Consider the following 13,647-nt stretch of genomic DNA (forward strand, 5'->3'; position numbering starts at 1 on the left):
GGTAAGTACGCCCGCTAGGGGCCAATTGTAGCACCGGCGTCGGCGCCTTGAGGCGCGGCAGATGGGCCGGGCCGAACTTGTGTTATGAATACGTTTCACGCGCAAGGGAGGCGGCATGGGCAAGGCAGTGATGGCAGCGATGGCAGCGCTGGTGTGGTGGGCTTGCCTGGCGGCACAGGCGGCGCCGTTGCGCTTGCCGGCGAGCAAGGAAGCGGTGGCGCAGGGCGGCTCCGTGACCGCCGCCGCGCAGGGCGCGCTGATACGCTACCGGGGCTGGCTGCTGGCCGTCGATGATGCGGCGTCGGAGCAGATGCCTGACGTCTTGCTGACGTCGGCGGAGGCGGGCCAGGGGCCGCAGTTGCGGGTCGGCGCGACGCAGCGTGCCTTGCCCGTATGGTCGGCTTTCGAGCTCGTCAAGGGCAGCACGCGCCTGCGCATCACGGCGCTGCCGGGGCCGGATGAGGTGGCCGCGCTGCTGCTGGACTTTGGCAACGGCGATTACCGCATCGTGATTCCCGCCACGCGCATCGCCCGGCCAGCCTATCCGCTGCTGGCGCAGCGCTTTCCCGGCGCCGACCTGGCCTTGCTGCTGCACGATGGCCGGAGGGTCATGTTGCCGCTGGGAAGCGGCAGCACGCACGTGTTTGGCGAGGAGCAAGCCGTGCCTTACCGCTTTAGCAAAGTAAAACGTTAGGCAAAAAAAGCCACTCCCGCAGGAGTGGCTCAGGGAACAACCGCCCGTTGCCGGGCTTATTAGTTGTTGTTATCCGCGAATTACTCGGCGCCCATTTCTTTCAGCAGGTTGTCTGCGTGGTCGATGTGTTTCATGTTCCACAGCATGTAGCGCAGGTCGACCTGGATCGAACGGGTGTTGGCCTTGTTGTAGTCCCAGTCGGAAATGATCGAGTCCAAGGTGCCGTCGAATGCCAGGCCGATGAATTCGCCTTTCGCGTTCAGGGCAGCCGAACCGGAGTTGCCGCCAGTGATGTCCAGGGTGGCCAGGTAGTCGACCGGCACGGTTTTCAGCTTCGGATCGACGAATTTGCCGAAGTCCTTGGCCTTGATCGCGGCCAATTGCTTCGCTGGTGCATTGAACTCGCCTTCGCCCGTGGCTTTGGCGGCGACGCCATTGACGGTGGTGAAAGCGGTCCAGGTGGTGCCATCGGCGCCATGGTCACGGCCGGCAACACGGCCGAACGTCACGCGCAGGGTGCTGTTGGCGTCAGGATAGACGGCTTGGCCCTTGCTCTTCATGAAGGCGATTTTTGCTTTCATGTAGTTGGCGTAGGCTTGCTGGATCTTGCCGGCCAGTTCTTCGTCTTCCGCTTCGTTTTTCAGCGAATCCGGGTACATGGCGACGGCGGCCTGGATGAAGCTGTCCTTGCTGGCCTGGAATTCGGCTGGCGTGCGTTTCAACCATGCCGCGCGTTCTTCCTTGTCGGCCAGCTTGCTGCCCGCATACAGTTTGTCCAGGGCGGCGGCCAGGTCGGCTTGCGACATGCCGTCCTTGATGCCGATGGCGGCGTCGAAGCTGGCACGGCGTTGTGCGGCTGGTTGCGCGGCGTACTTGGTCAGGCTGTTCAGTACCAGCGCCTTGTCGACTTTTTCATCGTAGGTGCGCTCGACCGACGTGATGCTCGACGACAGACGTGGCAAATCGCGCGTCTGGTAGCCGGACTTGCGTTCCGTATCGGCCTTGGTGCCTTCGTTCGACAAACGGTACAGGCTGCGTGCCGTGCTCAGCAGGCGTGGCTGCGCATAGCTGAGGAAGAAATCGCGCTTGGTGTCGGCATCGCGCTCGGCGATCAGCTTTTCCACTTGCTCGATATCGCCGGCAAACTCCGCCTTGCGGGCAGGATTGGCGTTGACCCAGGTTTTCAGGGCTTCGTGTTCCGTTGTCTTGCGTGCCAGGAAGTCGCTGCCCGCGTAGGAATCGAGCATGCCTTGGCGGTTCTTGTAGTAATTGTTCACGCCGGCAACCTGACCCGCGTATTTCAGGGCAACGTCCTTGTTGTCCTTGGTTTCGCGCGCGATGATGGCCAGGGTTTCGCCCGACGCTTTCACGAAGGCCGGGTAGTTCCAGTCAAACGTGAACGCCACTTCCGATGGCAGGCGGTGACGGTTGGTGCGGCCCGGGTAGCCCAGCGCCATGACGAAATCGCCTTCTTTCAAGCCATCCTTGGCCAGTTTCAGTACGTGTTTTGGCTGGTACGGCACGTTGTCCTTGCTGAAGTCGGCAGCTTTGCCGTCTTTGCTGACGTAGGCGCGGTAGAAACCGTAGTCGCCCGTGTGGCGCGGCCACATCCAGTTGTCGGTGTCGCCGCCGAACTTGCCGACGCCCGCTGGTGGCGCGTGCACCAGGCGCACGTCGCGGATTTCCAGTTGCTTGATCAGGTAGAACTCGAGGCCGCCGTAGTAGCTCGACACGGTGCAGCGGAAGCCCGCTTCTTTTTCGCATTCTGCAACCAGTTTCTTCTGGTTTTTCTCGATCGCGTCGATGCGCGCCTTGCCTTGCAGCTTGGCCACGTCGGCGCTGATGATCTTGTCGCTGACATTGGTCACGGCCGAGGTGACGAAGATGCGGCTGCCCGGGGCGGCCGGCAATTCTTCAGCGAACGTCTTGGCCAGGAAACCGTTGGCCAGCAAATCGCGCTCCTTGGTCGAATTGACCGCCACGCTGTTGTAGACGCAATGGTGGTTGGTGGCAACCAGGCCTTGCGGCGAGACGAACGACGCCGAGCAGCCGCCCAGGCTGACGATAGCGCCCATCGGGAATTCGGTCAGTTTGGTCAGGGTGGTCGGATCGAGTTTCAGTCCGGCGGCTTTCAGTTCCTTGGCTACTTGTGGCAGCTGTTGGGGCATCCACATGCCTTCGTCGGCGTGTGCGAAGTTGCTCAGGATGGCGAGCGCGATGAGAGATTTTTTCATTCGAGTTCTGTTCTTTTACATTGTAGGGAAGTCGGAATCAGCGGAGTACCCGCTGATTGTGCAGCGGGCGACATAGAGTATCCGTATCGAACCCGCACTAGTCAATCACATTTTCCGGAGGGTATGTTCATATGTGGTTGCTTGAACGACATGATTTTAGGTGGCGCAGGGGCAGGAACCGGCCGCCAACGCGCATTTTTCCGTGCGGCCGCTGTGGTATTGTCCATACGTGTCCTAGCGGCAATGAAAAGTGGCCGGGCGCTTGCGCGGCCCGGCCATTTGCTGATGCGCAGCTGTTTGCCTGCTTAGCGTATTTTGCCGCGGCGTAAAAGATTGACGATGCCCAGCAGGATGACGGCGCCGAGGAATGAGACCAGCAGCGAAGCCAGACTGAAATTGTCGCTATTGATGGTGCCCGTGCCGAACAGGGGCGCCAGCAGCCAGCCGCCCAGGAAGGCGCCAACGATGCCGACGACGATATTGAGGAAGATGCCCTGTTGTGCATTGGTTTTCATGACCATGCTGGCCAGCCAGCCGATGACGCCGCCAATAACGATCCAGATAATGAAATTCATGTGGTCCTCCGCGGTGGATAAGTGGGTGTGTCATGTCAGAACAACATCATGCCAATCGATAGTGATGCCGCACGATAGAAAAGTCCAGCGGATTCTCGTCGTGCATGCAAAAGCCCGCCTGGCTGCGGGCAGCGAGGCGGGCTTGTCCTGCGGAAAGGCGGAGTTTAATCGGCCTTGATCGCTTCGACCTGGATGGCCAGCTTGACTTCCGGCGAGAACGCCGGCATGCCGTAGTTCAAGCCAAAGTCGCTGCGCTTGAATTCCGCCGTGGCGTCGGCGCCGCACACTTCGCGCTTGTAGCGCGGGTGCATGATGCACTTGAACTTGCTCACATTCAGCTTGACGGGCTTGGTCACGCCCAGCAAGGTCAGTTCGCCATCGACTTCCACCAGCTGCTCGCCGTTGAACTTGAGCGAGGTACTTTTGTAGGTGATTTGCGGAAATTTCTCGACGTTGAACATGTCCGCTTTTTTCGCGTGCGTGTTCATGGCATCGAGGCCGAAATCGATCGAATCGGCATCGATGACCAGGTCCAGGCTTCCCGTCTTGGCGGCGCGGTCCAGGGCGACCGTCCCCTTGGTCTTGTTGAACTTGCCGCGCCACACCGACATGCCCATGTGATCGGCTTCAAAGCTGGGGAAGGTGTGCGTCGGGTCGAGGTTGTAGGTGTCGGTAGCGGCCATGGCCGAACCCGCGCCGGCAGCTGCCAGCACGGCGATCATCAAGTGCGAAAGTTTCATGCAGATCCTAAAGTTGAACAGGTTGTGGAGTTGTTTTTGGTAACGCCTGAAAAACGTTCAGGGCAAGGCGCCTTGCCGAAGGCAGTGCAAATAGCACGACGAGGCAAGAGCAACGCAGCCATGGACGTTTTCTCAGGTGTTACTGAGCAGCGACGTGGAATTTGATCGTGACCTCGTCGGCAACCATGCTCGTGTCTTTCCACTCGCCTTCGCCGATGTTGTAGGTCAGGCGCTTGATCGGCAGGGCGCCGTCAAACGCGTATTTGCCGCCGTCGGCTTTTACCGCCAGGGGGAAGGTCACGTCGGTGGTCTTGCCTTTGATGCTCAGCTTGCCGGTGACCGTCAGCTTGCCCGCGCCGGCAGCCTTGATGCTGCTCGAGACAAAGGTGGCTTTCGGGAACTGGGCCGAGTTGAACCATTCTTTCTTCGCCACTTCCTTGTTGTACTCGGGGTCGCCGATATCGATGCTGGCGGTCTCGATTTCCACCGACGCTTTCGAGGCATCCGGCGTGGCCGGGTTGTAATCGATGGCGATATTGAATTTCTTGAACTTCGCTTCCACGGGCACGTTCATTTGCTTGAACACGGCCGACACGCTGGTCTTGGCGGGGTCGACTTTCAGCAGGGTGGCGGCGGTGGCGGCCACGGACAGGCCCAGCAGGGAAGCGAGGACGATGCGTTGGGTGGTTTTCATCTTGTTTTTTTCCTGTAGTTTCAGTGAGCAAGGGGACGTCGATGTCAGGGCAGCATGCGCTTGAGGACGCCATCACGGTCGATGAACTGGTGCTTCAGCGCCGCCAGCACATGGGCGGCCACGGCGGCTGCCATCGTCATGTTCAGAACATAATGAATCTCTTTTAAAAGCGGCTTAAGTTCCGGATTCGGCGCCATGAGGACGGGCAGCTGGAACAGGCCCAGGTAGACCACCGGCACGCCGGCGGCCAGGGTGTACAGGTAGCCGGAGATGGGCACGGCGAAGATCAGGATGTACAGCAGCACGTGCATGGCGTCGGCCGCCTTCTTTTGCCAGGCAACCATGCTGGCCGGGTGCGGCGGCGGCACGTTGGCCTTGCGCCACAGCAGGCGGATGGCGGCGATGGCCAGCACGGTCACGCCCAGCCATTTGTGCCAGGAGAAATATTTGAGCTTGGTGGGCGTCAGGCCGGGAATATCCGTCATGACCAGGCCCATGACGAAGGCGCTGATGATCAGCAGGGCGGTCAGCCAGTGCAGGATGATGGCGGTGGTGGTGTAGCGTTGCATCGATGGCTTTCTTGAATGTAGTACGTATTAGGACTAATTCGGCCTAATATACCAAAGAAAATCAAATTGCGCTGCGTGCTGGAGATTCTACAAGAAAGATTGCCGGAAAAACCGCGGGGCGGGCAGCATTTGTGTGCTGGCCGCCCCGCGGGAGTGGGATCGGACGATCCCCATGTGAAAACTGCTTAGATGGCTTTGGCCAATTGCGCCGCGATACCGATGTAGTTGCCCGGCGTCATGGTCAGCAGCACGTCCTTGGCATCCTGCGGAATGGCCAGGCCATTGACGAAGGTTTGCAGCGCTTCCTTCGAGATGCCCTTGCCGCGCGTCAGCTCTTTCAGCTGCTCGTACGGGTTTTCGATGCCATAGCGGCGCATCACGGTTTGTACGGGTTCGGCCAGCACTTCCCAGGTCGCGTCCAGGTCTTGCGCCAGGCGCGCGTGGTTCACTTCCAGCTTGTTCAGGCCGCGCAGGCAGCTGTCATACGCCAGCAAGGTGTAGCCGAGGCCCACGCCGATGTTGCGCAGCACGGTCGAATCCGTCAAATCGCGCTGCATGCGCGAGACGGGCAGTTTTTCCGACAGGTGCTTGAGCACGGCGTTGGCCAGGCCCAGGTTGCCTTCCGAGTTTTCGAAGTCGATGGGGTTGACCTTGTGCGGCATCGTCGACGAGCCGATTTCGCCCGCTTTCAGTTTCTGCTTGAAGTAGCCCAGCGAGACGTACGTCCAGATGTCGCGGTTCAGGTCCAGCAGGATCGTGTTGGCGCGCGCGAAGGCGTCGAACAGTTCGGCCATGTAGTCGTGCGGTTCGATCTGGATCGTGTATGGGTTGAAGACCAGGCCCAGGCGCTGTTCGATGACGGCCTGCGAGAATGCGGGCCAGTCGAAGCCGGGATAGGCCGACAGGTGGGCGTTGTAGTTGCCGACGGCGCCATTCATCTTGCCGAGGATTTCCACTTGCGCGATGCGTTTCACGGCGCGCTGCAGGCGGGCCACGACGTTGGCGAATTCCTTGCCCAGGGTGGTCGGGCTGGCCGTCTGGCCGTGCGTGCGCGACAGCATCGGCACATCGGCGTTATCGTGCGCGATCTGCGTCAGCTTGGCTACCAGGCCGTTCAATGCCGGCAGCATCACGCCGTCGCGCGCGGCCTTAAGCATCATGCCGTGCGAGGTGTTGTTGATGTCTTCCGAGGTGCAGGCGAAATGGATGAATTCCGACGCCGCCACCAGTTCCGGCACGTCCGCCACTTGTTCCTTCAGCCAGTACTCGACGGCCTTGACGTCATGGTTGGTGACCGCTTCGATGGCCTTGATGCGAGCCGCGTCGGCTTCCGAGAAGTCGGCCGCCATCTTGTCGAGCAGGGCGCTCGCTTCGGCCGAGAACGGCTTGATTTCGGCGAAACCGGCTTGCGACAGCGCCTGCAGCCAGGAGATTTCCACTTTCACGCGGTGGTGCATGAAACCGGCTTCGGACAGGATCGGGCGCAGCAGATCGGTCTTGCTGGCGTAGCGGCCATCGAGCGGAGACAGGGCCGACAGCGTGGAATACGGAGTAGTAGAAGTCATGAGAGCGGACGCAAGTTAAAGAAACGGTTGGCGTGTGGCGCGCGGGGAGGGCAGGGCTATTGCAATACAGCAACACTGACGGCGCCACAGTAAAGGACGATTTTACCACCGCTGGCCGCTGGCCAGCCGTCCATCGGGCGCCGGCGCACCGCAATTTGGCTGAATCCGGCCCCGATGCGGCATGCCTGCCACACCATGGAGACGGCTGGGCGCGTGCTGCCAAACACCGCTGCCGCCGATGCTATACTGCTTGCTGATCCTTCACCTTAAAGTAGCTATGAAACTGATCGCTTCCCTCGCCAGCCCGTATGTCCGCAAAGCCCGTATCGTGCTGGCGGAAAAAAAGCTCGACTATGTCTTCGAGCTGGAAAACGTGTGGGTGCCGGAAACCCGCATCGCCCAGGCCAATCCCCTGGGCAAGGTGCCCTGCCTGGTGATGGAGGATGGCAGCACCTTGATCGACTCGAAAGTCATCGTCGAATACCTCGACACGCTCACGCCCGTGTGCAAGCTGTTGCCGGCCGGCGGCAATGGCCGCGAGCGGGCCGATATCAAGAACTGGGAAGCGCTGGCCGACGGCATCCTCGACGCGGGCGTGCTGGTGCGCCTGGAGCGCACGCAGCGCCCGCCCGAGCAGCAAAGCGCCGCCTGGATCGCGCGCCAGCTGGACAAAGTCACGCTGGGCCTGGCGGCGCTCGAGGCGCGCCTGGGCGAGAGCGCGTATTGCGCCGGCAAGAACTACACCCTGGCCGACGTGGCCGTGGGCTGTACCCTGGGCTGGCTCAGCTTCCGCTTCCCGGAAATCGACTGGCGCGCGGATCACCCGGCGCTGGCGCGCCTGTTCGACAAACTGTCCGAACGGCAATCTTTCAAGGATACCGTGCCGCAATAAGGCGCGGACGAAAAAAAACCGGCTCTGCCGGTTTTTTTATCTGCCTCGAAGAGCAATTACTCCTCAATCGCCATCTGACTTTGCAGGTAATTCTGAATGCCGACCTTGGCGATCAGGTCGATCTGCGTTTCGAGCCAGTCGATATGCTCTTCCGTGTCTTCCAGGATCATCAGGAACAGGTCGCGCGAGACGTAGTCGCCCGCTTTTTCGCTGATGGCGATGCCTTCCTTGACGGTGGCGTGCGCGGCGCGTTCCAGCTTCAGGTCGCATTCCAGCATTTCCGGCGTGTTCTCGCCGATCAGCAGCTTGTGCAGCGCTTGCAGGTTCGGCAGGCCGTCGAGCATCAGGATGCGGTCGATCAGCTTGTCGGCGTGTTTCATTTCGCCGATCGATTCTTCGTATTCCTTCTTGCCCAGCTTTTCCAGGCCCCAGTGCTTGTACATGCGCGCATGCAGGAAGTACTGGTTGATGGCCGACAGTTCGTTGGTGAGCTGTGCATTGAGCATGCGGATGACTTCTTTATCGCCCTTCATGGCATTTCCTTTGTTCTGTGTCGCGTTCGATGATGAAACCGCAGGCTGCTGGCGTTCACGGCCGGGTGGCGCAGGGCTGCCTGGTGGCGCGCAGGTTGCCGGTTTCGCTATGCCCGCATGATAGCGCAAAATATGGGCGGTTTTCGGTGCTAAACGGCATTTTTCCGTCTTTTTAACGTAAATATCGTGCGAATAAAACCCATTCTCAAGTGGATTGCCCACTTGCGCCGTTTTTTATTTGTTAAGGAAAATGAAGGCCATTCTCATTCGCGTTTCTGGCCCGCTTTTGGCGCTGCCGGATCGCGTGCCTGACCGCGCTGAACAGGCGGGAAATGTTGGGCCATTCTTGCTTTTGTGGCTTCTTGGCCGCTGCCGGCGATGCGATAATCAGGCAGCGATATTTACTGAAAAAAGGATAGCAAGATGATGCTGCATATACCCGGCGTGCTGACGCCGGAACAGGTGACGCAGTTTCGCCAGCGCCTGGCGCAGACGGACTGGGTCGACGGGCGCGCCAGCGTCGGGGCGCAAGGCGCGCAAGTCAAGCGCAACCGCCAGCTGGCAGAGGGGTCGCCGCTGGCGCTGGAGCTGGGCGAGATCGTCAGCCGCGCGCTGATGGCCAATCCGCTGTTCTTTGCCGCCGTGCTGCCGCTGCGCATCCTGCCGCCCTTCTTCAACAGCTATGCGGGCGGCGAGCACTATGGCCTGCATATCGACGGCGCCATCCGCACGCCGAAAAACGGCATGCAGTCGATGCGCGCCGACGTCTCGTCGACCGTGTTCCTGAGCGAGCCGGACGAGTATGAGGGCGGCGAGCTGGTGGTGGTCGATGCGTATGGCACGCATGAAGTGAAACTGCCGGCCGGCGACGTGATCGTGTATCCGTCGAGCAGCGTGCATCAGGTGCTGCCCGTCACCAGCGGCGAGCGCATCTGCTCTTTCCTGTGGACGCAAAGCATGGTGCGCGAGGACTGGAAGCGCAGCATGCTGTTCGAGCTCGATCAGAACATCCAGAGCGTGCGCGCAGAACACGGCGATTCGCCGGCCACCGTGGGACTGACGGGGCATTATCACAATCTGCTGCGCATGTGGGCGGAGATGTAATCGTGGTGATGTCGGATTACGCGCGGCCTTTGGCCTCGCTAATCCGACCTACGATACTGCGTGATGCACCGGCAAAAAAAAGTCTGCCTGGCCCGGGGATGTAGGCTGGCAGACTGAAACAAGCAAATCGCTTGACTAAAAACGGGCGCAAAAAAGCAAGCAGGGCACAGGGTGCGATGCTTGCGGGCTGGCAGCGGCACTAGGGCCGCAGGAAGGCTAGCTCAGCTGGAAGGTCAGGGGGACAAGCACGTACACGGGGACGGGTTTGCCGTTTTCGATCATCGGCTTGAACAGCGCGCGCTGCGCGGCCTGGCGGCCTGCTTCATCGAGGTTCGTGTAGCCGGTCGATTTCTGGATCAGGATTTGCTCGGGCAAGCCCTTTTCATTGATCAGGATGCGCAGCACCACGGTGCCGCTTTCGCCCAGGCGGCGCGACAGATTCGGATAGATCAGCTGCGGCGCCTTGATGTATTCGACGCTGCTGACGGTGCGCGGCGTCGCTGGTGCCGGTGGCGTCGGCGACGGTGCGGCTGGCGCCGTCGGCGCGGCGGTGGCGACGGGCGCCGCTTCGGCGCGCGTCGGCTGCGGCGGCGTGATCGTCGGTTCGCTCGGCGCCACGGCGATCAGCGGCAGCGGCGGGATCACGGCGCGCGGCACGGGCGCGCTCAGTTCCACGGTTTTCGGTACGGACGGCGCCGGCGGTTTCGGTGGCGCCGGCGGGGCGATGATGCTGATGGTCGTGATGGTCGGCATGGCCGCCGTGACGACGCGGCTCAGCAGGCCGCTCTGGATGGCGTAAAAGCCGGCGATATGCAGGACGACGATGGCCATCAGCGGCGCGAATTTGTTGCGCTTCTTGTCGAAGTCGGCAAATTGCTGCACGGCCTGCACCGTTACGGGCGGGGGCATCATCGTCATGGCGTTCATCGCTTTCTTTAGTTTGTCAGTACAGCTCGCATCAATACGGTTTCTTGCAGCGCCACGGTGGCGTTCAGGTGATCGTTCAGCACTTCCCGCGCGCAGGTGTGGCATTTGCCGCAGCAGGTGGCCACGCCCAGGTCGCGGCGCAGTTCGGCCATGCTGGACAGGCCAAGATCGACGGCTTGACGGATTTCACGATCAGATATGTTGTTGCAGACACATACAATCATTGATACACCTTCTGGCTGGAGGATGAACAGACACTAGTGCTTGAAAGCATTGTTGCTAGTGTTTTAATGAGAATCATTATCATTACGTTTCATTGTCGCGCAAAGTGCAGGACAATGCAAGCGATTTTGATCAAGTGTGCGGCAGTTGGCGGCCTGGCGCGGCAGCTTGATCTGCGCTTTGCGCGCATGGCGCAGCCCTTGGCAGGGGCGGCTCTCCGGGCTAAATAAAAACAATTCGCATTCATGTTTATAATGCTGGTATTGTCTCGGACGGTCGCCGTCTGGACACATTGAAAGGCCGCTTGTCGGTAATGCGCAACAGTTGCGTTTTACCTCACAACATCAGGGCATGCGCCAGGCGCAGCAGTCTGTCCCCGGTGTTCTTAATTTGAACGGAATTTGCTCATGACTCTAGTTCCACCCCTGATGACGCTCGACGCGCTGGCAGTCGGCCAGAGCGGCACGGTGTTGCATATCACGCCCAACGCGGCAGGACAGACGGAAGACGGCGTCGACCTCGTCCGCCGGTTGATGGAGCTGGGATTCGTTCCCGGCGAACGAATCCGCATGCTCAAGCGCGGTATTCCTGGCGGCGATCCGCTGGCCATCAAGGTCGGCAATGCCACGTTCGCACTGCGCCGCTTCGAAGCGGCGCTGATCACGATTCAACCGCTGCTTCAACCGGAATAAATATGGGTGCCGTAGAAACTATCGTCGATGCGGGCGCGCACAAGCCGCCGCACCAGCCACAAATCGCCTTGCTGGGCAATCCGAACTGCGGCAAGACGGCCCTGTTCAACCGTTTGACGGGCGCGCGCCAGAAAGTGGCGAACTACGCCGGCGTGACCATCGAGCGCAAGGAAGGCCATTTCACGTCGCCAAGCGGCAAGCCCGTGCGCGTGCTCGATTTGCCGGGCGCCTACAGCCTGTCGGCCACCACGCCCGACGAAGCCATCACGCGCGACGTGGTGGGCGGGCTGCGCCGCGGCGATCCACGACCGGACGCCATCATCTGCGTGGTCGATGCCACCAATTTGCGCCTGAATTTGCGCCTGGTGCTGGAAGTTAAGCGCCTGGGCCTGCCCATGCTGCTGGCGCTGAACATGACGGACGTGGCGCGCAAGCGCGGCATGCTCATCGACACGGCCAGGCTGTCGCAGGAACTGGGCATGCCCGTGGTGGAAACCGTCGCGGTGCAGCACGATGGCGAAAAAGCCTTGTTGGATGCCATCGACGCCATGCTGCCGCTGCCTGCGGTGGAAGCGAAACCGCTGGCGGCCATCGACGCCGTGACCGTCGAAGAAACGCAGCGCGAAGTGCGCCGCATCCTGGCCGCCGTCAGCAACGACACGCGCGACAGCGGCAACCTGACGGAAAAGATCGACGACGTGGTGCTGCATCCCGTCTTCGGCCCCATCATTCTGGCCGTGCTGATGTTCCTGATCTTCCAGGCCGTGTTTGCCTGGGCTGCCACGCCGATGGAAATGATCACCGATGGCGTGGGCCACCTGGGCGCCCTGCTGACGGCGAACATGCCCGACGGCCACCTGAAAAGCCTGTTGGTGGAAGGCATCATCGGCGGCGTCGGCAGCGTGCTGGTGTTCCTGCCGCAAATCCTGATCCTGTTCTTCTTCATCCTGAGCCTGGAAGACTGCGGCTACCTGCCGCGCGCGGCCTTCCTGCTGGACCGCCTGATGGGCGGCGTGGGCCTGTCGGGCCGCGCCTTCATTCCGCTGCTGTCGAGCTTTGCCTGCGCCATCCCCGGCGTGATGGCGGCGCGCACCATCCAGAATCCGCGCGACCGCCTCGTTACCATCATGATCGCGCCGCTGATGACGTGTTCGGCGCGCCTGCCCGTGTATGCGCTGATCATCGCCGCCTTCATTCCCCAGCGCCAGGTATGGGGCTATCTGAGCCTGCAAGGCCTGGTGCTGTTCGTGCTGTACTTCGCCGGTATCATCTCGGCCATGGCCGTGGCCTGGGTCATGAAGCGCAGCATGGGCGTGCGCGGCAACCAGCCGCTGCTGCTGGAATTGCCGGCCTACCACTGGCCGCATCTGCGCAACCTGGCCGTCAGCCTGTGGGAGCGCGCGAAGATCTTCCTCACGCGCGTCGGTACCATCATCCTGAGCCTGATGATCATCCTGTGGTTCCTCAGCACCTTCCCCGGCGCGCCGGACAACGCGATCCACCCGCCCATCTATTACAGCCTGGCCGGCATCCTGGGCCGCGGCCTGGAAGTGATCTTCGCGCCCATCGGTTTTAATTGGCAGATCTGCATCGCGCTGGTGCCGGGCATGGCGGCGCGCGAAGTGGCCGTCGGCGCCCTGGGCACCGTGTATGCGCTGTCGCAAACGGGCGACGCACTGGCGTCCACCCTGGAGCCGCTGATCGCCCATTCGTGGTCGATGGCCACTGCATTGTCATTGCTGGCCTGGTATGTGTTCGCGCCGCAGTGCCTGTCGACCCTTTCCGTGGTGAAACGCGAAACGGGCGGCTGGCGCTATTCGCTGCTGATGGCCGGCTATATGTTCGCCCTCGCGTATGCCGCCTCGTTCATCACGTACCGCGTCGCCCTGTTGCTGGGCGCTTAGGAGAAAACCATGTGGCAAACCCTCATCGTCGCCCTGATCGTCGCAGCCGCGCTGCTGCATTTTTCGACCAAGTACCTGCCAGTTGGCGTGCGCCGCGCCATCGTGCGCGGCCTGGTGCGCTGCGGCCTCGATGAGGCGAAGATGTCGACCTTCTTCAAGGTGGCGCCGGGCTGCGGCAGCGGCTGCGGTTCCTGCGGCTCCTGCGACAGCCCGCCGCCGCCGTCCGCCACGCCGCCGGCCGACGGCAGCAGCAAGCGCGTGATCCTGATGCAGGTGCAGCGCCAGGATTGATGCATCGGCCT

At 61.3% G+C, this 13,647-nt stretch carries 15 protein-coding genes; 6 read left to right on the top strand and 9 right to left on the bottom strand.

Annotated features, from left to right (window positions below; genetic code table 11):
• The first annotated feature begins 115 nt into the window (after positions 1–115).
• Positions 116–694, top strand: coding sequence for a hypothetical protein (locus IGS60_RS00230; RefSeq protein WP_230501703.1), 579 nt, complete (start codon positions 116–118; stop codon positions 692–694).
• A gap of 80 nt (positions 695–774) precedes the next feature.
• Here the strand turns inward: IGS60_RS00230 and IGS60_RS00235 are convergent, their stop codons facing one another.
• The 6 genes from IGS60_RS00235 to purB all read right to left on the bottom strand — a co-directional run bounded on the left by IGS60_RS00235 (position 775) and on the right by purB (position 7,071).
• Positions 775–2,928, bottom strand: coding sequence for a S46 family peptidase (locus IGS60_RS00235; protein ID WP_070220636.1), 2,154 nt, complete (start codon positions 2,926–2,928; stop codon positions 775–777).
• A 305-nt stretch (positions 2,929–3,233) separates the two neighbouring features.
• The gene (locus IGS60_RS00240) at positions 3,234–3,503 is read right to left on the bottom strand and encodes a GlsB/YeaQ/YmgE family stress response membrane protein (protein WP_034778894.1); all 270 of its coding nucleotides are present in this window, start codon (positions 3,501–3,503) and stop codon (positions 3,234–3,236) included.
• Between the two features lie 164 nt (positions 3,504–3,667).
• The gene (locus IGS60_RS00245) at positions 3,668–4,243 is read right to left on the bottom strand and encodes a YceI family protein (protein ID WP_070220635.1); all 576 of its coding nucleotides are present in this window, start codon (positions 4,241–4,243) and stop codon (positions 3,668–3,670) included.
• Between the two features lie 139 nt (positions 4,244–4,382).
• The gene (locus IGS60_RS00250) at positions 4,383–4,937 is read right to left on the bottom strand and encodes a YceI family protein (protein ID WP_070290826.1); all 555 of its coding nucleotides are present in this window, start codon (positions 4,935–4,937) and stop codon (positions 4,383–4,385) included.
• 44 nt (positions 4,938–4,981) lie between these two features.
• Positions 4,982–5,506, bottom strand: a complete 525-nt coding sequence (locus tag IGS60_RS00255; RefSeq protein ID WP_070220633.1) for a cytochrome b — start codon at positions 5,504–5,506, stop codon at positions 4,982–4,984.
• 185 nt (positions 5,507–5,691) lie between these two features.
• Complete coding sequence (purB, locus tag IGS60_RS00260; RefSeq protein WP_070220631.1) at positions 5,692–7,071, bottom strand: adenylosuccinate lyase; 1,380 nt, start codon at positions 7,069–7,071, stop codon at positions 5,692–5,694.
• A 277-nt stretch (positions 7,072–7,348) separates the two neighbouring features.
• Between purB and IGS60_RS00265 the strand changes: the two genes are divergently transcribed.
• Entirely contained in the window at positions 7,349–7,963 is a 615-nt protein-coding gene (locus IGS60_RS00265; protein ID WP_230501705.1) for a glutathione S-transferase N-terminal domain-containing protein, read from the top strand.
• A 56-nt stretch (positions 7,964–8,019) separates the two neighbouring features.
• On the opposite strand, the gene bfr is transcribed toward IGS60_RS00265, so the two are convergent.
• Positions 8,020–8,496: a bacterioferritin gene (gene bfr / locus IGS60_RS00270; protein ID WP_034745609.1), complete on the bottom strand. Its 477-nt coding sequence runs from the start codon at positions 8,494–8,496 to the stop codon at positions 8,020–8,022.
• 423 nt (positions 8,497–8,919) lie between these two features.
• Between bfr and IGS60_RS00275 the strand changes: the two genes are divergently transcribed.
• A complete protein-coding gene (locus IGS60_RS00275; protein WP_035822772.1) occupies positions 8,920–9,600 on the top strand; it encodes a Fe2+-dependent dioxygenase in 681 nt (226 codons plus the stop codon).
• A 216-nt stretch (positions 9,601–9,816) separates the two neighbouring features.
• Here IGS60_RS00275 and IGS60_RS00280 read toward each other — a convergent pair whose 3' ends face one another.
• Together IGS60_RS00280 and IGS60_RS00285 are read right to left on the bottom strand one after the other, a co-directional pair.
• Complete coding sequence (locus tag IGS60_RS00280) at positions 9,817–10,518, bottom strand: energy transducer TonB (protein ID WP_070220769.1); 702 nt, start codon at positions 10,516–10,518, stop codon at positions 9,817–9,819.
• Between the two features lie 17 nt (positions 10,519–10,535).
• Entirely contained in the window at positions 10,536–10,751 is a 216-nt protein-coding gene (locus IGS60_RS00285) for a bacterioferritin-associated ferredoxin (RefSeq protein WP_034745611.1), read from the bottom strand.
• Between the two features lie 405 nt (positions 10,752–11,156).
• On the opposite strand from IGS60_RS00285, the gene IGS60_RS00290 reads away from it, so the two are divergent.
• Genes IGS60_RS00290 through IGS60_RS00300 form a run of 3 tightly spaced genes read left to right on the top strand, consistent with a single transcriptional unit; the run spans position 11,157 to position 13,636 of the window.
• Positions 11,157–11,441, top strand: a complete 285-nt coding sequence (locus IGS60_RS00290) for a FeoA family protein (protein WP_070220616.1) — start codon at positions 11,157–11,159, stop codon at positions 11,439–11,441.
• Between the two features lie 2 nt (positions 11,442–11,443).
• Entirely contained in the window at positions 11,444–13,345 is a 1,902-nt protein-coding gene (locus tag IGS60_RS00295; protein WP_230501707.1) for a ferrous iron transporter B, read from the top strand.
• Positions 13,346–13,354: 9 nt separating this feature from the next.
• Positions 13,355–13,636, top strand: coding sequence for a hypothetical protein (locus IGS60_RS00300; protein ID WP_230501709.1), 282 nt, complete (start codon positions 13,355–13,357; stop codon positions 13,634–13,636).
• Positions 13,637–13,647 lie beyond the last annotated feature (11 nt).

It is taken from the genome of Janthinobacterium sp. FW305-128, assembly GCF_020858135.1.
Classification (GTDB): domain Bacteria; phylum Pseudomonadota; class Gammaproteobacteria; order Burkholderiales; family Burkholderiaceae_D; genus Janthinobacterium.

Excerpts from the sequence above, each read along its gene's own strand:
- IGS60_RS00230 (WP_230501703.1), top strand. The coding sequence starts at position 116 with ATGGGCAAGGCAGTGATGGCAGCGATGGCAGCGCTGGTGTGGTGGGCT.
- IGS60_RS00235 (WP_070220636.1), bottom strand. The coding sequence starts at position 2,928 with ATGAAAAAATCTCTCATCGCGCTCGCCATCCTGAGCAACTTCGCACAC.
- IGS60_RS00240 (WP_034778894.1), bottom strand. The coding sequence starts at position 3,503 with ATGAATTTCATTATCTGGATCGTTATTGGCGGCGTCATCGGCTGGCTG.
- IGS60_RS00245 (WP_070220635.1), bottom strand. The coding sequence starts at position 4,243 with ATGAAACTTTCGCACTTGATGATCGCCGTGCTGGCAGCTGCCGGCGCG.
- IGS60_RS00250 (WP_070290826.1), bottom strand. The coding sequence starts at position 4,937 with ATGAAAACCACCCAACGCATCGTCCTCGCTTCCCTGCTGGGCCTGTCC.
- IGS60_RS00255 (WP_070220633.1), bottom strand. The coding sequence starts at position 5,506 with ATGCAACGCTACACCACCACCGCCATCATCCTGCACTGGCTGACCGCC.
- purB (WP_070220631.1), bottom strand. The coding sequence starts at position 7,071 with ATGACTTCTACTACTCCGTATTCCACGCTGTCGGCCCTGTCTCCGCTC.
- IGS60_RS00265 (WP_230501705.1), top strand. The coding sequence starts at position 7,349 with ATGAAACTGATCGCTTCCCTCGCCAGCCCGTATGTCCGCAAAGCCCGT.
- bfr (WP_034745609.1), bottom strand. The coding sequence starts at position 8,496 with ATGAAGGGCGATAAAGAAGTCATCCGCATGCTCAATGCACAGCTCACC.
- IGS60_RS00275 (WP_035822772.1), top strand. The coding sequence starts at position 8,920 with ATGATGCTGCATATACCCGGCGTGCTGACGCCGGAACAGGTGACGCAG.
- IGS60_RS00280 (WP_070220769.1), bottom strand. The coding sequence starts at position 10,518 with ATGACGATGATGCCCCCGCCCGTAACGGTGCAGGCCGTGCAGCAATTT.
- IGS60_RS00285 (WP_034745611.1), bottom strand. The coding sequence starts at position 10,751 with ATGATTGTATGTGTCTGCAACAACATATCTGATCGTGAAATCCGTCAA.
- IGS60_RS00290 (WP_070220616.1), top strand. The coding sequence starts at position 11,157 with ATGACTCTAGTTCCACCCCTGATGACGCTCGACGCGCTGGCAGTCGGC.
- IGS60_RS00295 (WP_230501707.1), top strand. The coding sequence starts at position 11,444 with ATGGGTGCCGTAGAAACTATCGTCGATGCGGGCGCGCACAAGCCGCCG.
- IGS60_RS00300 (WP_230501709.1), top strand. The coding sequence starts at position 13,355 with ATGTGGCAAACCCTCATCGTCGCCCTGATCGTCGCAGCCGCGCTGCTG.